This window comes from Ruminococcus sp. AF37-20 (assembly GCF_003460465.1).
Lineage (GTDB): Bacteria > Bacillota > Clostridia > Oscillospirales > Ruminococcaceae > Hominimerdicola > Hominimerdicola aceti.
This window is the reverse complement of sequence record NZ_QTVE01000003.1, coordinates 53,172-76,775: the sequence shown is the minus strand read 5'-3', so window position 1 is coordinate 76,775 and position 23,604 is coordinate 53,172. Positions and strand designations below refer to the sequence as shown.

Annotated in this window: 15 protein-coding genes; 6 read left to right on the top strand and 9 right to left on the bottom strand. The window is 44.1% G+C overall.

What is annotated here, in order from left to right; all coding sequences use genetic code 11:
- Positions 1–14: 14 nt before the first annotated feature.
- A complete protein-coding gene (locus tag DW015_RS02665; RefSeq protein WP_117904002.1) occupies positions 15–422 on the top strand; it encodes a DUF6465 family protein in 408 nt (135 codons plus the stop codon).
- A 147-nt stretch (positions 423–569) separates the two neighbouring features.
- Here DW015_RS02665 and DW015_RS02660 read toward each other — a convergent pair whose 3' ends face one another.
- Positions 570–1,124: an SH3 domain-containing protein gene (locus tag DW015_RS02660; protein WP_117904000.1), complete on the bottom strand. Its 555-nt coding sequence runs from the start codon at positions 1,122–1,124 to the stop codon at positions 570–572.
- Positions 1,125–1,468: 344 nt separating this feature from the next.
- On the opposite strand from DW015_RS02660, the gene DW015_RS02655 reads away from it, so the two are divergent.
- Positions 1,469–2,668 carry a 6-phosphofructokinase gene (locus DW015_RS02655; protein WP_117896792.1) on the top strand — a complete coding sequence of 400 codons (1,200 nt, stop codon included), beginning with the start codon at positions 1,469–1,471 and terminating at the stop codon, positions 2,666–2,668.
- Between the two features lie 364 nt (positions 2,669–3,032).
- Complete coding sequence (locus DW015_RS02650; RefSeq protein ID WP_117903998.1) at positions 3,033–5,660, top strand: valine--tRNA ligase; 2,628 nt, start codon at positions 3,033–3,035, stop codon at positions 5,658–5,660.
- 139 nt (positions 5,661–5,799) lie between these two features.
- On the opposite strand, the gene ileS is transcribed toward DW015_RS02650, so the two are convergent.
- From ileS to DW015_RS02630, 4 genes are all read right to left on the bottom strand, one after another.
- Complete coding sequence (gene ileS, locus DW015_RS02645; RefSeq protein ID WP_117903996.1) at positions 5,800–8,949, bottom strand: isoleucine--tRNA ligase; 3,150 nt, start codon at positions 8,947–8,949, stop codon at positions 5,800–5,802.
- Positions 8,950–9,313: 364 nt separating this feature from the next.
- The gene (locus DW015_RS02640; RefSeq protein ID WP_242993201.1) at positions 9,314–10,087 is read right to left on the bottom strand and encodes a hypothetical protein; all 774 of its coding nucleotides are present in this window, start codon (positions 10,085–10,087) and stop codon (positions 9,314–9,316) included.
- A gap of 292 nt (positions 10,088–10,379) precedes the next feature.
- Complete coding sequence (locus DW015_RS02635) at positions 10,380–11,570, bottom strand: hypothetical protein (RefSeq protein ID WP_117903994.1); 1,191 nt, start codon at positions 11,568–11,570, stop codon at positions 10,380–10,382.
- Between the two features lie 222 nt (positions 11,571–11,792).
- A complete protein-coding gene (locus tag DW015_RS02630) occupies positions 11,793–12,452 on the bottom strand; it encodes a Crp/Fnr family transcriptional regulator (RefSeq protein WP_117903992.1) in 660 nt (219 codons plus the stop codon).
- A gap of 147 nt (positions 12,453–12,599) precedes the next feature.
- Between DW015_RS02630 and DW015_RS02625 the strand changes: the two genes are divergently transcribed.
- Complete coding sequence (locus DW015_RS02625) at positions 12,600–13,292, top strand: 4Fe-4S binding protein (RefSeq protein WP_022286663.1); 693 nt, start codon at positions 12,600–12,602, stop codon at positions 13,290–13,292.
- A 93-nt stretch (positions 13,293–13,385) separates the two neighbouring features.
- Here the strand turns inward: DW015_RS02625 and DW015_RS02620 are convergent, their stop codons facing one another.
- On the bottom strand, positions 13,386–14,558 hold the full coding sequence (locus DW015_RS02620; RefSeq protein ID WP_117903990.1) for an FprA family A-type flavoprotein: 1,173 nt from the start codon (positions 14,556–14,558) through the stop codon (positions 13,386–13,388).
- A gap of 96 nt (positions 14,559–14,654) precedes the next feature.
- Positions 14,655–15,650 carry an asparaginase gene (locus tag DW015_RS02615; protein WP_117903988.1) on the bottom strand — a complete coding sequence of 332 codons (996 nt, stop codon included), beginning with the start codon at positions 15,648–15,650 and terminating at the stop codon, positions 14,655–14,657.
- 532 nt (positions 15,651–16,182) lie between these two features.
- On the opposite strand from DW015_RS02615, the gene DW015_RS02610 reads away from it, so the two are divergent.
- A complete protein-coding gene (locus DW015_RS02610) occupies positions 16,183–17,493 on the top strand; it encodes an alpha-amylase family glycosyl hydrolase (RefSeq protein ID WP_117903986.1) in 1,311 nt (436 codons plus the stop codon).
- Between the two features lie 324 nt (positions 17,494–17,817).
- Here the strand turns inward: DW015_RS02610 and DW015_RS02605 are convergent, their stop codons facing one another.
- Positions 17,818–19,974, bottom strand: coding sequence for an Ig-like domain-containing protein (locus DW015_RS02605; RefSeq protein ID WP_117903984.1), 2,157 nt, complete (start codon positions 19,972–19,974; stop codon positions 17,818–17,820).
- Positions 19,975–20,469: 495 nt separating this feature from the next.
- Between DW015_RS02605 and DW015_RS02600 the strand changes: the two genes are divergently transcribed.
- Positions 20,470–21,987, top strand: a complete 1,518-nt coding sequence (locus DW015_RS02600; RefSeq protein WP_117903982.1) for a glycoside hydrolase family 43 protein — start codon at positions 20,470–20,472, stop codon at positions 21,985–21,987.
- A gap of 50 nt (positions 21,988–22,037) precedes the next feature.
- Here DW015_RS02600 and putP read toward each other — a convergent pair whose 3' ends face one another.
- On the bottom strand, positions 22,038–23,588 hold the full coding sequence (gene putP, locus DW015_RS02595; protein ID WP_117903980.1) for a sodium/proline symporter PutP: 1,551 nt from the start codon (positions 23,586–23,588) through the stop codon (positions 22,038–22,040).
- Positions 23,589–23,604: the final 16 nt, after the last annotated feature.

Below are 23,604 nucleotides of genomic sequence, written 5' to 3'. Positions count from 1 at the left end.
GGAGAGGTTTTACAATGGCTGAAAAGAAGATCGCCGCTGACAAGAAGGCAGAAGAAGCTGTAAAGGAAGTCAAGGCTGAGGTAAAGGCTGCTGCTGAAAAGACAGGCGAAGCAGTAAAGGAAACAGCAAAGAAAGCTGTCAAGACGGCAGAAAAGGCAGTAAAGACCGCAGCAAAGGCAACAAAGGCAAAGAAGGAAACTGTAAAGAAAGCAGTTGAGACTGAGATAAAGGACGAGGTATTCGTTCAGTTCGCAGGCGTAGAGATAAATGTTGAAGCTGTAGTGGCTGCTGCAAAGGCTGACTACAAGGCAAAGGGTCACAGAACACCAAAGACAGTTTCAGTATACATCAAGCCTGAAGAGGGCGTTGCTTACTACACTGTAAAGGGTGTAGGCTCAGAGGATTACAAGGTAGAGCTTTAAGCCGCTCACTGTGGCAGGCTTTTGTATACTTTTATAAGCTGTATCAAGCGGAGGACAACACCTCCGCTTTTTTTGCGTATATAAACAAAAAGTGCAGCATATTTCCATGCTGCACTTTCTGCGTTATTTAAGAAATCGTAAAACACATTACTGTGGTGGTGTCGAGAAGAATGTCTGCCATGCGTAGCCCTTTGTGCCATTGTATTCAACATAATACCAGCCGTTTTCGTTGCGGTAGTATTTGCAGGTCGCACCCGATGGGATAGTGAGAAGATTTTCACTGCTCGATGTAGGCTGTGGGTGGAGATAAACTGCACTTATGCACTGGATATCACCAACAGCGTCACCGTTGTCATCCTTATCACCGTCATATGGATCTTCGTCAGGCTCAGCGGTCTTTTTGGACTTTTTAGATGTTTTCTGCGGTTCTTCCGAAGTGGTGGTGGTCTTTGGCGGAATGTATTCCGTAGAAGTTATCGTACCGGTCTTTTTCGGAGTGGTGTTGGTGTTCACAAAAAGAGTTTTTGCAAATATCATTATTACTATGGCTACCACAAGTACAGTCAGCAGTATCGCTATTATTCCCTTTACAGTAGGAGTGAGCCAAGTGGAGCCTTCCTGCTGCTGAGGTCTGTTCTGACCCTGCGGTCTGCGATCCTGTTCAGGACGATAGTAGCCTTTATTGTTTCTGTTGTCAGGCATTATTTATAATCTTCCTTTCGGTTCATTGACTAGAGTTCGACACATTTCGTGTCTATATCTTTAATTATACAAAATATAAACTGTTCTGTCAATTAAAATTCGGTTACGATTTACATTTACTTTATAACAATATGGTGTAAATCGGGAGGCATTTTTATGTAATAGATGTGAAAATTATCAAAGTGGATAGATATAACGTTTTCTTGAAGGCTTGTTTTGTTACAAAGGGAAAAAATATGTTAATAAATTTTCACAACCCTTTTATTTGTATATATAATATGCTATAATAATAACAAATATGAGAATTTTAATATTTTCAGTAAGCTGTAAGGAGATTGATGATAATGAATATTGCCGTTGCACAATCAGGAGGACCTACCTGCGCTATCAACGCTTCATTGGTGGGAGTTTTCAAACAGGCTGTGAAAACACCACAGATAGACGCCGTTTTCGGTTCGCTCAATGGTATCGAGGGTATCATAAACGACCAGCTCATAGATCTTAAGCTTGTTATAAAAACAAACGAGGATATGGAGCTTTTAAGACAGACACCGTCAACAGTTCTCGGCTCATGCCGTTATAAACTTCCTGATGTTGAGGAGGGCGGTGAAACATATGAGCGTATCTTGAACTGCCTTGAAAAGCATAGGATAGAAGCTTTCTTTTATATCGGAGGAAACGATTCTATGGATACCGTGGCAAAGCTTTCCGATTATCTTGCGGCAAGAAATTCAAAGATAAGAGTTATAGGCATACCAAAGACCATAGATAACGACCTGCCTGTAACAGACCATACACCAGGCTTCGGCTCTGCCGCAAAGTATGTTGCCGCAACGGTTCAGGAGATAATCCGTGACAGCTCGGTTTATTCTATCGAGTCCGTCACTATCGTTGAGATAATGGGCAGACACGCTGGCTGGCTCACAGCTTCCACCTGCGTTCTCAGAGCAAATGACGAGATAGCCCCTCACCTTATCTATCTCCCTGAAAATAACTTCACCGCCGAAAAGTTCCTGGAGGACGTAAGAAATCAAATGGCAAAGCATAAAGCCGTTATCATCGCAGTTTCCGAGGGCGTAAAGCTTAAGGGTGAGGAAAATAAGCCGAGAGTTGTGGATAATTTCGGCCATGAGTATCTCTCAGGCATAGGAAAGACCCTTGAACAGCTCGTTAAAGAGAATATCGGCTGTAAAGTCCGTTCTATCGAGCTTAATGTTATGCAGAGATGTTCTTCTCATATCTGCTCAAAGACGGATATAGACGAAGCCGAGGAGATAGGCTCAGCAGGCGTAAGAGCGGCTCTTGCAGGTAAAACAGGTAAAATGATGATATTCAAGCGTATCAGCGACGTGCCTTATGTTGTGACCGTTGACAGCGTTGACGCCCATGATGCTGCAAATAAAGAAAAATTCTTCCCTGCCCAGTGGTTAAGCGAGGACGGCAATGACGTAAAACCGGAAGCCGTAAGATACTTCCTGCCCCTTATCCAAGGCGAGGTAAAAATAGCAATGAAAAACGGTATGCCCGTTCATTTCAAGCTGTAAAGCGTAAATTCGTTTTTATGCAAGTTGTAGGGGACGGCGACCTCGACGTCCCGTTTGTTTAAGTCTTTTTCAACACTCTCAGCAGAGCAGTTTCAAGCTGTTCTGCTTTTTTCGTTCCATACCGTCATCAGCCCTTGACAATTCGGTGCAAAAGTGAGATAATATTATAATAGGTGCAGTAATGCCATATCATGCGGAAAGGAAAGAATATAATGTGTGATCTCAAATTCAGCTTTCAAATGAAATTCACAGTTCCGTTTCGCAGACAGCCTAAGACGCGAGTCTGACGGCAAAAAGGCAACACCTCTTGGTCTTGCCACGATACTGTGATAGAAAAAATATTTGCGAAAGGAATTGTTTTATAATGAAAAAAGAGCTTTCAAAGCTTTATGAGCCTAATAAGGTAGAAGATAAGATCTACAAATATTGGCTTGACGGCGGATTTTTCCACGCTGAGCCTGATTCCAAGAAAGAGCCATACTGTATAGTTATCCCACCACCGAACATCACAGGACAGCTCCATATGGGTCATGCCCTTGATGAAACTTTGCAGGATATACTTATCCGCTGGAAGAGAATGAGCGGATATGCCGCAGAGTGGATACCTGGTACAGATCATGCTTCTATCGCAACAGAAGCAAAGATAGTTGAAGCTATGCGTAAAGAGGGTCTTACAAAGGACGATATCGGCAGGGACGGTTTCCTTGAAAGAGCATGGGATTGGAAAAAGAAATACGGCGGCAGAATAGTTGAGCAGCTCAAAAAACTCGGCTCTTCCTGCGATTGGGACAGAGAGCGTTTCACAATGGACGAGGGCTGTTCAAAGGCTGTAAAGGAAGTTTTCATAAACTACTATAATAAGGGACTTATCTATAGAGGCGAAAGAATAATAAACTGGTGCCCGCATTGCCGTACATCTATCTCAAACGCAGAGGTTGAGTATGAAGATCAGGCCGGTCACTTCTGGCATCTGAAATATCCTCTTACAGACGGAAGCGGATATGTAGAGCTTGCTACAACACGTCCTGAAACGCTCCTGGGCGATACTGCCGTTGCAGTAAATCCAAAGGACGAAAGATATAAGGATATCGTGGGCAAGACACTCACTTTGCCGCTTGTTGGCAGAGAGATACCTGTCGTTGCCGACAGCTATGTTGATATGGAATTTGGTACAGGCGTTGTAAAGATCACTCCTGCCCATGACCCTAATGACTTTGAAGTCGGTAAAAGACATAACCTGCCAGTTATCAACGTTCTCACTGAGGACGCAAAGATAGTTGACGATTATCCTGAGTATGCAGGTATGGACAGATACGAGGCAAGAAAGAAGATAGTCGAGGATCTCGAAAAGGGCGGCTTCCTTGCTTATGTTGAGGACCATGAGCATAACGTAGGTACTTGCTACCGCTGCGGAACAACTGTCGAGCCAAGAGTATCCCTCCAGTGGTTCGTTAAAATGGACGAGCTTGCAAAGCCTGCAATAAAGGCTGTTGAGGACGGCTCTATCAAGTTCGTTCCTGAAAGATTTGAAAAGAACTACCTTAACTGGATGAACGATATCAGAGATTGGTGTATCTCCCGTCAGCTTTGGTGGGGTCATCAGATACCGGCATTTTATTGCGACGATTGCGGCGAAACTGTGGTAACAAAGGAAGACCATGCTTGCTGTCCTAAGTGCGGCAAGGAAATGCGTCAGGACCCTGACACACTTGATACATGGTTCTCATCAGCACTGTGGCCGTTCTCAACTCTCGGCTGGCCTGACAAGACAGAGGAGCTTGAGTATTTCTATCCAACAAACACTCTCGTAACAGGCTATGATATCATTCCTTTCTGGGTATCCAGAATGATAGTTGCAGGCATGGAGAACATGAAGCAGAAGCCTTTTGATACTGTTCTTATCCATGGTCTTGTTAGAGATTCACAGGGCAGAAAGATGTCAAAATCTCTCGGCAACGGTATCGACCCGCTGGTTATCATCGACCAGTACGGCGCAGACGCCCTGAGATTTATGCTCGCAACAGGCAACGCACCTGGAAACGATATGAGATTTATCGAGGATAAGGTAAAATCCTCAAGAAACTTTGCAAATAAGATTTGGAACGCCGCAAGATTTATCATGATGAACTTGCCTGACGATTTCAAGGCTGATAAGCTCCCTGAAAACCTCAATGTTGAGGATAAGTGGGTAATATCAAAGTTCAATACTCTTGCAAAGGAAGTAAACGATAATCTTGATAAGTTCGAGCTTGGCGTAGCAGTTTCAAAGCTTTATGACTTTATCTGGGATATCTATTGCGATTGGTATATCGAACTTACAAAGCCAAGAATAGCCGCTGGCGGTGAAACAGAGGCTACCGCACAGGCAGTTCTCGTGTGGGTAATGAAAGGTATGCTGAAAATGCTCCACCCATTCATGCCTTATATCACCGAGGAGATCTGGCAGGCTCTCGTAAATGACGGCACAGCTATCATGGTTCAGGATTATCCTGTATATGACGAAAAGCTTGAGTTCGCCGGTGAAGAGGCAACATTTGAGAAGATAATCGCAGGCATAAAGAGCATAAGAAACTGCCGTGGTGAAATGAACGTTCCGCCGTCTGTAAAGGCAAAGCTTTATATTGAAACTGCACAGCCGGAAGTATTCTCACAGGGCGTAATGTTCTTTGAAAGACTTGCTTCTGCATCTGAGGTCATCATTACAGATAAGTGTGAGGAAAAGGATTGCGCCGCCGCTGTTACAGACAGTGCAAGATTCTTCATTCCGCTTGCCGATATCATAGACGTTGACAAGGAGCTTGCACGTCTTGATAAGGACAGAAAGAATGCACAGAAGGATATAGACTTCCTTAGCAAGAAGCTCAGCAATCAGGGCTTCCTTGCAAAAGCCCCTGAACAGCTTATCGAAGCCGAAAAGGCAAAGCTTGCAAAGGCAGAGGAGAAGATGTCAAAGATAATGGAATCTATCTCCGCTCTGGAAGCAAGAAAGTAATATAAAAAATCAATGGCGAGGTCTTTCACCTCGCCATTTTTGTGTTTTATGTAGGGTGAGCTGTGCATGGCTTATAACCCAAAACAAAAAAGGCAGGATAGCCCGAAAGCTGTCCTGCTTGATTTTTTATATCTCAGAATTAGTTCTTCTTTACGCCGATAGAAACCTTTTCGCCGTTGATGTCCCAATCCTTTTCGTTGCCGACATTTTCGCCAAGAACGATATCGTCTGCAAGAACATCATGAGAAATAGCCTTTCTGTTCTTGTCAACAACAGCCATAACCTTTTCGCTGCCGCTTACAGAAACAGTGATGTGATCCATTACCTCAAAGCCCGAATCCTTTCTCATTGTCTGAACCTTGCTGATAACTTCTCTTACAAAGCCCTCTTCAATAAGCTCAGGAGTGAGAACAGTGCTGATAGCAACAGTAACACCGTTTTCAGAAAGGGTGTAGAAGCCCTCTTTCTGCTCAGACTCGATAAGAACATCATCCTTGTCAAGTGCTATCTCACCGCTTGAAAGTGTGAGTTTCAGGCTGCCGGTTTCGTTCAGTTCGCCCATAGCCTTGTGTCCGTCAAGCTGTGAAAGCTGTGTTCTTATCTCACCAAGCTGCTTGCCGTACTTTGGACCAAGTGTCTTGAGCTGTGGCTTGAACTTGTAGTCGATATATGCAGATACATCATTTGAGAACTGAACGTCCTTGAGGTTAAGCTCATCTCTGATGATGTCGATATAGTAGCTGTCAAGTGGGTGGTCTGCTGCAACGTACATCACGCTCAAAGGCTGACGGTTTTTAAGGCTTGCACCGTTTCTTGCAGAACGTCCCAGAACAACTATCTCCAGAACTTCCTCCATGTCAGCTTCAAGCTTTTCGTCTATCATGTTCTCGTCGCAAACAGGATAATCGCAAAGGTGGATACTCTCAGGAGCGTCCTTGTCAACGCTTCTAACAAGATTCTGATATATCTCCTCTGTGATGAAAGGCACCATAGGCGCTGCACACTTGCAGAGTGTAACGATAGCAGTGTAAAGAGTCATGTAAGCATTTATCTTGTCCTGTGACATACCCTGTGCCCAGTATCTCTCTCTGCCTCTTCTTACATACCAGTTGGAAAGATCATCAACAAACTCCTGCATAGCCTTTGCAGCCTCAGGTATCCTGTAGTTGTTAAGGTTATCGTCAGCAGCCTTTATCATAGAGTTCATCTTTGAAAGCAGCCACTTGTCCATAACAGAAAGCTTGTCATATTCTATCTCATGCTTTGTAGGGTCGAATTTGTCTATCTCAGCATAAAGCACATAGAACGCATATGTGTTCCAAAGCGTGCCCATGAACTTTCTCTGACCCTCTGTTACGCCCTTGTCATGGAACTTATTAGGCAGCCATGGAGCAGAGTTAGTGTAGAAATACCACCTGATAGCGTCTGCACCGTATTTAGCCAGTGCCTCGAATGGGTCAACAGCGTTGCCCTTTGACTTTGACATCTTCTGACCGTTCTCGTCCTGAACAAGTCCAAGTACGATAACGTTCTTGTATGGTGCTTTGTCAAAAATAAGTGTCGAGATAGCAAGGAGTGAATAGAACCAACCTCTTGTCTGGTCAACAGCTTCTGAAATGAAGTCAGCAGGGAACTGCGACTCAAAAAGCTCCTTGTTTTCAAATGGATAATGATGCTGAGCAAAAGGCATTGAGCCTGAGTCGAACCAGCAGTCTATTACCTCTGATACACGGTGCATCTGCTTTCCGCATTCAGGGCATTTGATAGTTACAGCGTCGATGTATGGTCTGTGAAGCTCGATATCATCAGGGCAGTTGTCTGACATTGACTTCAGCTCCTCGATAGAGCCGATAGAATGTCTGTGACCGCACTCACATTCCCAAATGTTCAGCGGAGTACCCCAATATCTGTTTCTTGAAATGCCCCAATCCTGAACGTTTTTCAGCCAGTCACCGAAACGTCCCTTACCAATGCTCTCAGGAATCCAGTTGATAGTGTCATTGTTTGCGATAAGTCTGTCCTTGACATCTGTCATTTTGATGAACCAAGTATCTCTTGCATAGTAGATAAGAGGTGAGCCGCATCTCCAGCAGTGCGGATAATCATGCTCGAACTTAGGAGCGGCAAAAAGCTTGCCTGACTTGTCAAGGTCTTTGAGCACCTCAGGGTCAGCGTCCTTTACGAACATTCCGGCATATGGAGTTTCAGCAGTCATGTCGCCCTTGCCGTCAACGAACTGAACGAAAGGCAGATCATACTTCTTTCCGACTTTAGAGTCGTCCTCGCCGAAAGCAGGCGCAATATGAACGATACCTGTACCGTCTGACATAGTTACATAGCTGTCACAGGTAACAAAGTGACCCTTTTTGCCCTGCTTCTTTGCGCTTTCACCTGCGCACTCATAAAGCGGCTCGTATTCAATATATTCAAGATCCTTGCCCTTGTAAGTTTCAAGCACCTTGTATGCAGGCTTGTCCTCAGTTGCAAGCTTGCCGAGAACAGTGTCAAGAAGCGCTTCGGCAAGAATATAAGTGTAGCCGTCAGCGGCTTCTACCTTGCAGTAAGTTTCATCAGGGTTTACGCAAAGGGCAACATTTGAAGGGAGCGTCCAAGGAGTTGTCGTCCATGCAAGGAAGTATTCGTCCTTGCCAACAAGCTTGAAACGAACGATAGCGGAACGCTCTTTAACTGTCTTGTAGCCCTGAGCAACTTCGTGAGAAGAAAGCGGTGTACCGCAACGTGGACAGTAAGGAACTATTTTGAAGCCCTTGTAAAGCAAGCCCTTTTCATATATCTGCTTCAAAGCCCACCATTCAGACTCTATAAAGTTGTTGTCATAGGTAACATAAGGGTGTTCCATGTCAGCCCAGAAGCCAACAGTGCCTGAGAAGTCCTCCCACATACCCTTGTATTTCCATACAGATTCCTTACACTTCTTGATGAACGGCTCAAGACCGTATTCCTCGATCTGCTCCTTGCCGTCAAGTCCCAGCATTTTCTCTACTTCAAGCTCAACAGGCAGACCATGTGTGTCCCAGCCGGCCTTACGAGGTACCTGATAGCCTTTCATAGCACGGTATCTTGGTATCATATCCTTGATAGCACGAGTGAGAACGTGACCGATATGCGGCTTGCCGTTAGCCGTTGGAGGTCCGTCATAGAAAACATAGGACTCGCCCTTTTTACGGCTGTCAATACTTTTTTCGAAGATATTGTTATCGTCCCAGAACTTTTCCACTTCTTTTTCTCTCTGAACGAAGTTCAGATTGGTGTCAACCTTTTTGTACACGAAGATCAATCCTTTCTGATTTTGTAATAAACGATCAGTTACGCATAAAGATAAAATGCAATAAAAAAGGCTTCCGCCCTGAAACAGGACGAAAGCCGTAAAGCCATTCGCAAACCACCTTTTCAGCATACTGACATATGCGTTCCCTTTAACGCAGGAAAAGCGGCGAAGCTTACTTATCTTATTGATTTTCAGCCTGCAACTCGGAAGTGATATTCAGCCTGAAGCTAATCATACCGCCCTCTCACTGTCGGCGGCTCGCTGAGATTTTCGCATAAAGCCTACTGTCTTCGTCAACGTTTTTTACATATGAAATCAGTATATCACCATGCTGATGTTTTGTCAATGGTTATTTTGTTAATTTTCATGTATCCGACTTTTTTATTTTTGATATAAAGTCATTGAGCCTGTGTCCACGTTGCTCCTCACGCTGTTTGTCACGATACTTTTTCAAATGCTCGCCAAGCCTTGCACCTGAGCCCATGGAAAGCATAAATCTGTATTTCTCTTTTCTCTCCTCTGAACTTTCCCTGATGTGCCGTTTGAACTCTTCGTATCTGATGACCATATCGTTCTCTTCCGCAAACGTTTTTATCTTCTCTGCCAGCTTCAGGGAATAGAACAAGTCGATAGCAAAAACGCCATAGAAAAATCCAATAAAGAACGAGAACGCCAAATTATTCGCAAGCCAGTTGAGTGCGTCAAGAATGTATGGGTGTATAAAGAAATAATAGACCGCGCCCAGTGCTGCCCATATGAGCGAATACAACGGACATATTATGCCTTTATAGTTGAATTTGTTTCCAGTGTAGTCCCACAGCTTGACGTGCATTTTCACAATGAATATCTCGCCTGCAATAAACTCTATCACTGTCATTGCAATAGCCATAAGCAAAAAAAGTATAAACTTCTGCAAAGCCGTGTTGTCAGTGTGTATAAATTTTTCAAGTCCCGCCAGCAGATAAAGAGTGCAAAGCCCGAAGCCGTATAAAGGCAGATAAGGACCAATAAGAAAGCCGGGATTTATCCATTTTCTTGCTTTGTTGCTAGGCTCAAATCGTCTGAAAATAACTTCTATCCCCCAGCCTATCAGACACCCTGCAAAGAACAGGAATGCCAGAATAAGTATATTGCTCATATAAAATATCCTTTCAAGGTTTATAAAAGCATTGTACCATATTTGCCGTACTTTTTCAATACTTTCAGACAAAAAAGTTTGACTTTAATCAAAAAAATGCCCCATTCTGTAGGGGCGAACAGCGTTCGCCCGTCGAAGCAACAAACCTAATAATTAACGGGCGACCCAAGGTCGCCCGCTTGCGTTCTTGCCTTTTTTCCATATTTGCACATACTCTGTTACTCCATTCTCCGCAAATAAAAAAGGCAGGAAACCGAAGCCTCCTGCCTTATATGATTTGAATAAGACGCTATTACATATAGCTCTTGAATTCGTTGTTTTCTTTTCTGATGCCTTCGATCTCAGCGTTTACCTGACTGATCTGAATATCAACCTGCTCCTTCTCGGCGTTGAGTGCCTTAGCCTTTTCCTGAAGCTTAACGATCTCCTCGTAGATATCGCTTGCCTGCTTACCGAGATCCAAAGACTTTGCCTCAGTTTCAGCAATGCTTGCCTTAAGCTCGTCGATCTTCTTGTTGTTCATCTCGATCTGCTCCTGCGCAAACATACGCATTTTTTCCATTGGACTCATACCCATATTCTCGCCCTCCTCATTATTATTTGTATTTTCAGCTTCCGCAGCTTTCTTTTCAGCTATCTCGTCTTCTATAGACGGCATAGTAGACTCAGGGGCAGGTGAAACCACCATTGTGTCATCAAGGCTTATAGGCTCGATGGACGGCATCTCGACCTCGTCCATTGTAGGAACTTCCTCAGCCGCAGCAGCTTCAGCCTTTGCATTTTCCTCTGCCTTAGCTTTTTCCTCAGCCTCTTTGAGAGCCTCAGGAGTAACAAGGTGAACGCTATTGTCCTCAGGAGGAACAGGAGCGGAAACAGGTTCAGCCTTTGCAGGTGTTTCGATGCCTGTTGCATACATATTGCTCTTTCTCTTTGCAATGCCGCTTGCAAGGCTTGCCGCCAACGGATCAGTTATGTTCTGAGCAGGCTCTTCCTTAGGCTCAGACGCAGGCTCTACCTTTGGACCCTTGTATGTATTCATTCTTTTGAAATGCTCGTCCATGCAGCCCTGAACAGCCTTGATATCCTCAGGATCTTTATTAAAGAATCCTGCGATATCGTTTACGCTTCTGCCTTTCTGAAGCATTGAGGCGATAGCCGCAACACTGTGATCAACAAATCCGTCATCGTCCATAGCCAGATTTACAGTTACCTTTGCAGGCTCAACATTCTCCTGCTTTTTGTTCTTCTTTCCGAAAAGCTCGCTTACAGACATATTGAAAACGCTCTTTTTTCCATTGCCGTTTTCATCAGCACCCTCTCTTACAGGCTGTTCAAAGCTTGCATAGTCAGGGAAGTGCTTTTCAAGTATTCTCGGAACATTATCCTTAGGCATCTCCATTTCTTTTGCTATCTCAGGAATAGAGTAGCCCTCCTTATACAAACGAACGATCTTGTCGCTTATGCTTTCATTCTTCTTTGCCAAAGCAATCAATCCTTTCAATCAATTTCCCAATACCGTGGCCATTTGTAAATAAATACATTTCCGCAATAAACGTTTAAGTAATTATGAACTGTCACGGCGGCACTATATATATTATACAACACAAAGCAGGTTGTGTCAATATAAAATATGCAATTTTTCTTTAAAAAGAGCAAAAAAATGAATATGGTTAAATGACTTATTATTTACATATAAATTAACAAATCACATTTCACAAGAGCAGTTTTCAGGCAGTATAAACTCCCGACCTTTGAGATCTATCAGCCCCTCACGGTGCATTTTCCCAAGCTCTGTTGACAGCGCACTGCGGTCAACGCAGAGAAAATCTGCAAGCTGTTGACGGTCGAAATTTGTCGTGACAATGTGCGATCCGTTTTTCTTTGCAAGCGAAGAAAGATAAGCCATAACACGCTCTCTGATAGTCCTTGGGGTTATCACTTGTATCTTTTCGTTGAGCCTGAGATTTTTCATAGCCGTTATCTTTAGAAGCCTAGCCGTCAGCGTTGAACTTTCCTTTATAATAGACTCAGGGGATAAAAACAGCACTGCACATTGCTCCTTTGCACATACGCTCACCCCCAGCGGTTCACCTGTGCAGGCATAGACCTCTCCGAAAAGCTGTCCTGCCTCTAAAGGGGCTATTATGCTCCTGTCGCCCCAAAGTTCGTCACGCTCGATAAGCGCCTTGCCCTCCAGAAGTATGCCGAAATAAGCGGTCTTGTCTCCTGCGTGAAAAATATAGCTTTCCTTGGGAAAGCTTTTTATGCCGCTGCCGTCAGGTCTGAGAAACTGAGCTATCTCCTCGTCGCTCATGCCATGGAAAAGGGGAGTGCCTTTTATTATCTTGATGTACTTATTATCCATTTTATCTTCCTCATTTTTACGAAATAATTTTATGCTTTTGTTGTAATTACAACAGACTTTGTGATAAGATTATATTATAATCATAGCATAAAGTCAAGAGCTTTATGCCGAAACGAGAGATATCAATAAAAATACGGAGGTAACCATATGATAAGACGAGTAATACAAATAGACGAAGAAAAGTGCAACGGCTGTGGTGCTTGTGCAAAAGCCTGCCACGAAGGCGCAATAGGCATGGTGAACGGCAAAGCAAAGCTTATGCGTGACGATTATTGCGATGGTCTTGGAGATTGTCTTCCGGCCTGCCCAACGAACGCCATATCCTTTGTTGAGCGAGAAGCTGCCGCCTATGACGAAAAAGCAGTGGAAGAAAACAAAAAACGCCTTGGCAAGCCTGTTTTCCATGGCTGTCCGGGCTCAATGATGAAAACCTTTGCCAAAAAGCCAGCCCCGGTAGATACCCCGTCAGCAAAAACTCCGTCACAGCTTATGCAGTGGCCTGTGCAAATAAAGCTTGTACCTGTGAACGCACCATACTTTGACGGTGCAGACCTGCTTGTTGCTGCGGATTGCACAGCCTATGCCTGCGGAAGCTTCCATTCAGATTTCATGACAGGCAAAATAACCGTCATAGGCTGTCCGAAGCTTGATGCCACAGACTATTCCGAAAAGCTTGGCGAGATAGTGAAAAGAAACAATATCCGCAGCATAACAGTAGCCCGAATGGAAGTTCCATGCTGTGGCGGAATAGAACACGCAGTAAGAAAAGCAGTCACCGACAGCGGCAAAAATATCCCCGTGGCAGTAAGAATAATCACCACAGACGGCAATGTGATATAACACAAAAGGCAGGACAAAACGTCCTGCCTTTTTCGTATCTGTAGGGGAGAATAATCCGCCCTCATTTTTTGTTAGACTTATCCCCAAAATTGCTTACTCCGCCTTTGCCATGACCTCAGCCAACTCGCCCAAAGCCTTTTCTGAAGCCTCGTTAAGCGTAGAGCGTATAGTCACAACAGGTTCAGCAATGGTAACATTCTTGAAGTTTTCCACATAGCCCTTCATAACTCTTGCCGCAGTAGGCGCCCATGAGCCGTTCTCTACAAGACCTATCTTTCTGTTCTGATAGTTCTTTGACTTAAGGTGCATAAGGAAGTCCTCCATAACAGGGAACACACCGCCGTCATAACTGCTTGCCATAAGTATTATTCTGTCGTATCTGAAAGCGTCCTCAATATTTTCTGCCATGTCGCTTCTTGAAAGGTCGCTGACTACTACCTTCTCAGCACCCTTTTCTTTCAGCATCTCACCAAGCTTTTCAGCCGCCTTTGCAGTGTTTCCGTGTATTGAAGCATACGCAACGAATACGCCCTTGCTCTCAGGCTGATAGCTTGACCATGTGTTGTAAAGTCCAAGATAGTAACCAAGATCTTCTTTGAGTATAGGACCATGTAAAGGAAGTATCATCTTTATGTCCAGTGCCGATGCCTTTTTAAGAAGTGCCTGCACCTGTGCACCATATTTGCCCACAATGTTGAAATAGTATCTTCTAGCCTCGCAAGCCCAGTCCTCATCAACATCAAGTGCGCCGAACTTTCCAAATCCGTCAGCAGAGAACAACAGCTTTTCGCTCTGCTCGTATGTCACCATTACCTCAGGCCAGTGTACCATAGGCGCCATTACGAACTGAAGCGTGTGGCTTCCAAGAGAAAGCGTGTCCCCCTCTTTTACCACAACAGACCTATCGTCAAGTCCGTCAATGGTGAAAAACTGCTTCATCATAGGGAAAGTCTTTGCGTTTCCCACTATCTTCATTTCAGGATATTTCTCCGCAAGCTTTTTGATGTTTCCTGCATGGTCAGGCTCCATGTGCTGAACAACAAGATAATCAGGCTTTCTGCCGTTCAGAGCCTTTTCAAGATTGTCAAACCAAACGTCCGTTACCCTAGGGTCAGCGGTGTCCATTACCGCTATCTTCTCGTCAATGATAACATAAGAGTTGTACGAAACGCCGTTTGGTACAACATATTGGCTCTCAAAAAGGTCAATGTCATGATCGTCTGCACCAATATAAATAACTGAGTCTGAAATTTTTGTGTCTGCCATTTTTATTACCTCCGTTGTACTTTTTCTAAATATACTATTTTAATATACTTTGATTTTATCACAAGCTCAGCATTTTGTCAATAACTGAAACAATGTTTATGAGAATTTTACCTCCTCAAAGAAAAGGTCTTTCCCCATGACCTCTTTCACAGGCATTTCCTCCTGATTGTAAGCAAGCAGAAGCTTCATATAAGCCGCCACCGCTGAGGTGGTGTATATTGGTATGCTGCCTGCCTTTATTATCTCCGCCACAGTGGAGTATATAGGCACTTTTCTTTTCAGACCGCAAATATACACCATGATGTTCTTTGTTATGCACCGCTTGATAAATTCCGTCAGTGCATAGCTTTTCCCTTCTGAAACGTCAGTGCAAGCCGTCGCACTGTGATAAGGTGAGTAAAGCACCGCCGCCGTGTCTTCGTTTGGCACAAAGCACCCAAAGTCCATTGCAGGATAACCCTCTATAAAAAGAACACGCTTCCCAAATTTGACATCATTATGAAAAATCCGTTCCCTAGAGCGTGACAGCATATTCTCGCTCACTCCGCTGAAAATCGAAAAATCATTGAAGCCGTCATAACCGTATACCCCAAACCTGTCCCGACAGGTGTCTGCAGGTATCACTCTAGTAGGAAGCATGACCCTCTCGTACAGCGTGAAAATGCCCTTGTATTTTCCCTCTTTTATAAGACCCACCGCCGAGGTGAAGTTGAAAAGCCCGTTCGAACCTTTCTCGCCAATGGGCTTGTTGCTTGCGATAATAAAAAGGGGTATATCAAAATGCCTGAAATACATTCCAAGCAGAGCCGAAGTGTAAGCAAGGGTGTCGCTTCCGTGGGTGAGGATAACGCCAGAGTATAAAGCCGTGTCAATGCTGTTTATCTCGTGTATCATTTTCTCCCACCCCGAAAACCCCATGTTTTCGCTGAGTATATTAAGCACCTGTCGACATTCAAATTCCACATCATCGCCGTATGCACTCTTGTAAGCCTCCACAACAGCGTATTTTCCCTCTCGCTCAACATCTATTATCCCATCAGAAGTAGCGCTCCCGATAGTTCCGCCTGTGAACAGCACAAGTATCTTTTTCATGTTTTTATCCCTGCCTTTACCAAAAATCAACCCTTGACATTTGTTATAAATATAATATCATTTCACGATTGATTTGTCAATAGTTGTACAAAATGCACAAAAGTGTGGATTATATTAATGAAAAATGAGCATTGAGAAATATGCCAAAGTTTGATATAATAATAAGGCAACACCGCACAAGGCACGCCTGTCGGCTTTGCACGCAATCTGCTTGCAGATTTTCCGTCATATCGCACTAAAGCTCCTTGAAATACGTTAGTATTCCTGCGTCACTTTAGCACAATCTGACGAAAAATCTGACGGCGCATCTTACGCACAATCCTTGTGCGGTGTTGCCTTTTGTTGTATTTTGTACAGTTTAACTATAGTTTCGCAGATATTCCATAAAATATAAATAAGCTGAGAAATTTAAGGACTAGAAACGTCATGCCACCCCTGTAGGGGCGAACAGCTTTCGCCCGCTTTTTCTCAGCAAATCATATTTCATCTGCGAACAACATTTTCTATTAGCATCAGAAAGGAAGATAATATTATGTGGGCATACGAAAGTGTATTTTATCAGATCTATCCTCTTGGATTCTGCGGTGCGCCATTTGAGAATGACGGCAAAGAGGAAAGCAGGATATTAAAGGTAATAGATTGGATACCTCATATCAAAAAGCTTGGCGCCAACGCTATCTATTTTTCACCGGTGTTCGATTCCGACACTCACGGCTATAATACCAGAGATTACCGCAAGATAGATTGCCGTCTTGGCACAAATGAGGACTTTGCAAAGGTCTGCAAAGAGCTTCACGAAAACGGCATAAAGATAGTTTTGGACGGCGTTTTCAATCACGTCGGCAGAGGCTTCTGGGCTTTTCAGGACGTTCTGAAAAACCGTGAGAACTCACCATATAAAGATTGGTTCCATATCAATTTCGGTGGCAACAGCAATTATAATGACGGACTTTGGTATGAGGGCTGGGAGGGTCACTTTGACCTTGTTAAGCTAAACCTTAACAATCCGCAGGTAGTGGATCATATCTTGGAATGCATAACAAATTGGGTCAAGGAGTTTGATATAGACGGACTCCGCCTTGACGTTGCGTATTGCCTTGATAAGAACTTCTTGAAGCGCCTCAGACAGCATTGCGATTGGCTCAAGCAGGATTTCGTTCTTATCGGCGAGCTTCTACATGGTGATTACGCTCAGTGGGTAAATCCTGAAATGCTCCATTCCTGCACGAACTACGAGTGCTATAAGGGACTTTATTCAAGCTTCAATTGCATGAATATGTTTGAGATATGCCATTCTCTGAAAAATCAGTTCGGACCTGAGAACTGGTGCAGATACAGAGGAATGCACCTGCTGTGCTTTGTTGATAACCATGACGTATCAAGAATAGCAAGCCAGCTCACAAATGAGCGTCATTTGCCACTTATCTATGGAATGCTCTTTGGTATGCCTGGTATCCCATGCGTTTATTACGGTTCAGAGTGGGGAACAAAGGCAAACAAGAGCGAGGGCGACCCTGCTCTCCGTGTAAGCTTTGAAAAGCCTGAGTGGAACGACCTTACAGAGCTTATCTCAAAAATGGCAGATGCACACAAAAACAGCAAGGCTCTCTGTTATGGCTCTATCAAAATACCTGTTCTTACCAATAAGCAGTGTATAATCGAGCGTGAGTTCGAGGGTGAGCGTGTCCTTGTTGCAATAAACGCTGACGATCAGCCTTTCACAGCTCACTTTGACGCAGGCTGCGGTCAGGCAGAGGAGCTTCTAACAGGCACTATCCATGATTTTGGCGGAGGAAGCGAGCTTAAGCCATACTCTGTAGAGTTCTGGAAAATGGAAAGATAGACCTATATGAATATAGAAAAAGGACAGCATTTTTTTTCAAAGTGCTGTCCTTTTTTGTGTAGCAATAAAAAATGTAGGGGCGAACATTGTTCGCTCGTTTGGGATAGTTCAAGCCTTGTAGGGGACGGCGCCCTCGACGTCCCGATTTCGGAACATTACCATTTGTAAGATTGCAAAAAACTTGTGTAATTTCGCCATATATCGGTTGCCACTAAGATACATGACTGGTACGCTACACAATTGAACTATCGTAGGGGCGACCTTTGGTCGCCCGCATATCACCTATCGCTTGCTTATTTTATATCATATGTTTCTGTATCCAGCCTACTTAACAATAACCATAACCGCCTGCGAAAAAGCCCCGTAAGAAGTCTTTCCGTTTACAGTTTTGTAAGCCCTTACCTTTACCATTCTAAGTGAGTAAGGCTCAAATCCTGATACGATAGCACTCTTTTTAGAGCCACCCACCTTTGCCGACTTCACATAATCACTGCCATTTGAAGAGGAGTATATCTCATATCCGCTTGCACCCCCAACAGCTTTCCATGATACCTCAATGCTGCCGCTGCCTGATGATTTAGCCGTGCATGAAGCCTTTGCAGGCTTTGTGACAGCCTCTACAGCCTTTGAGTAGCTAGCCGAAATGTATTCTTTTCCGCCAGATTTTTTCACAGCCTTTACCTTGTAGCTGTACCCCTTTGCACGAGCAAGTCCGCTGTCAGTGAAGCTCACAGCCTTTACAGTTTTTATCCTCTGCCATTTCTTGCTTGTGTTGTCATATCTGTATATAGCGTAGCTGTCAGCACCCGTTACCTTTTTCCAAGAAAGCTTAACGCTCTTTTCACCGGTGGAAGAAACTTTTAACTCCGTCACTGTGGCAGGACGAATGTTGAAGTTCACAGTTTTTGTGCCTTTGTATAAGCCCTTGCCTGTTATTTTTACGCTCGCCTGACCTATGGCTGTGTTCTTTGAGTAGCTCACAGTGTAGTCAGTGTTCTTTACAAGCTTTTTGCCACCATATGTCACTGCAGGCGCAGGAGAAACCGCCTTCCCTGTGTAGCTTTGCGTCTTTATAGCCGAAATACTGCTGTCACTGATTTTACCCTTTACAGTGACGGTACATTTAACATTTTTTCCTCCTGTTGTGTATGCCGTGATAGTTGCTCTGCCTACTCCTTTTGCAGTGACCTTTCCGTCTGACACAGAAGCAATTTTGCTGTTAGAAGACTTCCAGGAAACAAAGTCCGTCAGACCGCTTCCACCACCCATTTTTGCAGAAATAACACTGCTTTTTCCCTTGTCAAGAGTTAATGAAGTCTTGTCCAATGTTACCGAAGCCGCAGGCTTTATGCTAGCCTTTATAGTTTTTGCTGAGCTGTTTCCGTATTTGTCATAAGCCGTTATCTTAACGGTAAATTCACCGCTTTTTACTGAATAGTCCTCAGCAGAAACATAAGCCGAAGCCTTGCCGCCCGAAAGCTTTCCGCTTGCGTATTTCTTTGCACTTTCACCATTTTTTGTAGGGTAAGCAGGGAAGACCACCTTTGAAACTCCGCTCTTGTCGCTCACATTGCAAGAAACATCAAAGCCCTTTGCTGTGATGTTCTCCACCTTTGCCCCTGATATGGTCGGCGCAGTTGTGTCAACATAAGTCTTTATGACTTGCTCAGAGCTGTTCCCAGCCTCGTCAGTAGCCGTTATGGTTGTAATATAATATCCGTCCTTGCTCCCAAGGTCAGTTACCTTTACTGGGTGTGAAAGCGAGTTCACCGCCGATGTGTAAACACGGCTTATAGTCTTTGCCTTGTTGCCCTCAAAATAAGTGGACACCTTTACCGAAGCCACAGCCCTGTTGTCAGAAATATCCGCTTTAACAGTGTAGCCTTTTCCAGTGATGTTCTCACAGCCTGCGTTTGCGATAACAGGTCTTGTTGTGTCGATGTCAAGGCTTTGCGCAACGCCGTTTATGTAAAGTCTGTAGAAATAGTGATTGTTAGTAAGTACCTTTCTGTTTTTCACAGTGTAAACAGTGTCGTTCCAAGTCCATTTGTAGTTCTGCTCGATAAGAGTAGCCGTCGTACCCTGACAGTCCTTTACAATGGCAACATGAGAGTAATCCTTGTCCTGCATTATGTCCCCGGCCTGCGGAGTTTTCACTTCACGAAGCTCCGCCCTTTTGCCGTAGCAGTACACGCTAGGCTTGTCGTCCGCCATGTTTATGTTGTATACTGTAACGCCGAACTTTTCTTCATAAAAACGTGAAACATATCCTGCACAGCAGTAATAACCGGTGTCGGAATAGCCGAGAACGTATTTAGCGTCAACGCCCTCAAAAGAGTCTATGACCTGATAATCATAGTCCACAGTAACGGTCTGTTCGCTGTAGCTCACCGCATTTGTCACCTGACAAAGCATTATCATCATAACAGCACAAAATACTGCGCCCATAGCCGAAAAAACTTTTTTCAGCCCCTTTTCCATTCCAAACGCCCCCTAACTGACAGAATTATCTTATACGTTTTCGTATATCAACTTCATAATATCATAAAGGTTACAATTTGGCAACAGATTTTATCGTTTTTTGCCGAAATGACTAAAATATTTGTTTGTTTTCACAGGGAACACAAGTTCTATATTCAAATATATCCCCAAAATATAGACTGTTATATGCCATACGAACAAATGTCGGAGCAAAAATTACAATTTGTAACTTTTATACTGAACACGCTATCAATAACGTTTAAATTAACATATATCCCCACAAAAAACTGTAGGGGCGAACATCGTTCGCCCGTCAAAGCTACTATCCCACTTAGATATCCGTATCAATTGATCGCTTTACCCCAACGCAAAGATCGTAAACTGAAATTTGTTTTTCATTTGCACAAAAATTCACCGATCCTGCACGAGAAGATATTGAAAAGCCTTCTGAAATAGATTATAATGGCTGTAAAATAAAAAAACGGAGGTCACAATATGAAGTACATAAATCCGGTCATATCAGGCTTTTATCCTGACCCTAGCATCTGTAAGGCTGAGGGCAAATATTATCTTGTTTGCAGCTCTTTTCAGTTCTTCCCGGGCGTTCCCCTCTATGAAAGCGACGACCTTGTGAACTGGAAGCAGATAGGTCATGTTCTCACAAGAAAAAGTCAGCTCCCATTGGAGGGCGCAGGCTCTTGGGGCGGCATCTATGCCCCAACTATCAGATACAATAACGGCAGATTTTACATGGTAACGACTAACGTCACAAATGGCGGAAACTTCTATGTCTATACTGACGATATCCACGGTGAATGGTCTGAGCCTGTTTATGTTCAGCAGGGCGGTATCGACCCGTCACTGTATTTTGAGAACGGCAAAGCCTACTTTATGTCCAATGGTGAAGACGATGAGGGCAACCATGGCGTTACACAGTGCGAAATAGATATCGAAACAGGCAAAAAGCTCACGCCAAGCAAGACCATATGGACAGGTGCAGGCGGACGTTTCCTTGAAAGCCCGCACCTCTACAAAATAAAGGGCGAATACTATCTTATGGCGGCTGAGGGCGGTACGGAATACGGTCATATGATAGTCTACGCCAAGGGCAAGACCCCTTACGGTCCTTTTGAGAATTATCCTCACAACCCAGTCCTCACAAACAGAAATCTCGGTGGATACGAGATACAAGGGTGCGGTCATGGTGACCTTGTGGAGGACGAAAACGGCAGATTCTGGTGTGTTCATCTTGCTTTCAGAATGATAAATATGTGGGTGATGCACCACATTACAGGCAGAGAAGTCTATCTCGTACCGGTGACGTTCGACGAGAACGGCTGGTTCACAATGGGTGATAACGGCACAACTCGAAAGGAAGTCGAAACTGACAAACTCAGGGATATCAGGCAGGAGTTTTGGAAGGAATACACTTTTGAGAATACCAAAGTCGGACGTGAGTGGTGCTTTATGCAGAATCCCGATATGACCCTCTATAAACTCGATAAAAACCGCTTTGAACTTACCCCTAACGAGCATACGATCTTTGAGGCGGACGGTTCGCCAGCTTTTGTCTGCATAAGACAGAAAGAAATGAATTTATCAGTGGAGTGCAAAGTCGAGATAACCGAGGGCGAAGCAGGATTGGTGTTCTACATGACACCCGAACAGCATTATGAGATAGCATTAAGACGCACGGATAAAGGTGTCGAGCTGTTCCGCAGACTTTGCATAGGCGATATTCGCCATGAGGATCATGTCATAGCATTGCCGCAGGGAGAAAGCTCGGCTATGCTTTGCTGTAATGCCTCCAACTTTACATACAATTTCTCGGCGAAAACGCATTCGGCAGATATAGACTTGGGCGGAGCACAAACGAAGTTTTTGTCTACTGAGCTTGCAGGTAATTTCACGGGAGTTGTTATTGGTCTTTATGCTCAGAAATATGAGGATAAAGGCAATAAAGCGGTGTTTACGGATTTCAGATGCGAAAATAAGGAAAAGTATGATAGCTAAAAGATAAAAAACAAAAGGTCCGTGGGCGTATCCATGGACCTTTTACTTTGTTATGCTTTTTCATCACAGCCGCAATTTATACCATTTTTAACATCATCAAATGCCTTCAGCATTTCCTCGGACGGCTTCTTTGTGCAAAGGCTCACAATAATGATAAGTATAAGACTTACTGCAAAACCTACTACCAATGAGTAAAGCCCCGTCTTATCACCTAAAGTCTGTCCACCTGCAAGAGGTATGTAATCCCATATTATTACCGATAATGCACCGCTGGCAACGCCTGCCGCCGCACCTGCGAGGTTTGTTCTTCTCCAATAAAGGGACATAAGTATTATCGGACCAAACGAAGCTCCAAGACCTGCCCATGCGTTTGAAACAAGACCCATTATACTGCTGTTAGGGTCAAGTGCTATTATGTATGCCACTACCGCTACAGCAAGAACTGTTATCCTGCTCACAAGCAGTACCTTCTTGCTCTCCGCTTTAGGTGCAATACATGAGTGGTAAATATCCTCCGATACCGATGAGGCAGTTACAAGCAACTGCGAATCAGCCGTTGACATTATGGCGGCAAGTATTCCGCAAAGGAAAATTCCGCCGACGAATGGCAGACCGATATCGGAGTTGAATACCTTCTGTATCATCTCGATGAAAACATTCTCAGACTTGTTGTTTGCAAGTGCAGGCACAAGATAAGCCCTGCCCACGATAGCTATAAAGCAAGCGAAGCAAAGTGATATAGCACACCATACACAGCCTATAACTCTTGACTTTTTTACCTCTTTTTCAGAGCTTATAGCCATAAATCTTACCAGAATGTGCGGCATACCGAAATAACCAAGCGCCCAGCCGAGCTGAGAGATTATGTCGATGGCTGAAAGGGTCTGACCTTTTTCATCGTTGAGTATGTTAAGATAATGATGAGCGTCAACACCGCTTGCAGTGATGTTGTCCATAACGTTTCCTGCTCCAACAAGGAAAAACGCAATGATAGGTATAGTCACAACTCCTGCCAGCATGAGCAGACCCTGAACAAAGTCCGTTACACATACTGCCATGAATCCACCCATGAAAGTGTATCCCAAAATTACTACCGCACCGATAGTAAGACATATCTTGTAGTCGATACCGAATATAGAGTTGAAAAGCTTTCCGCCTGCCGAAAGTGCAGACGCTGTGTAAACAAGGAAGAATATGACGATTGCCACCGACGATACAAGAAGCATTATCTTGTGCTTGTCCTCAAATCTGTTTTCAAGATACTTAGGAAGCGTCATTGAGTTGTTCGCTCTTATAGTGTATCTTCTCAGCCTGCCCGAAACTATCGCCCAGTTAAGTATAGTTCCGATAAGCAGACCTACAGCTATCCATATCTGCCCAGTTCCGAATGCGTAAACAGCGCCAGGCAGACCCATGAGCATCCAGCCTGACATATCAGAAGCCTGAGCAGAAAGTGCCGCTACCCAGCCGTTAAGTCCTCTGCCACCAAGGAAAAAGTCCTCGGAGCTTTTTGTTTTCTTCATATATGCAGCACCTATGAGAAGCATTCCTGCCAAATAGAATGCAAATGCCACAAGCGTCCAGATCATATCTGATTTCATCTATTACCTCTTTCCC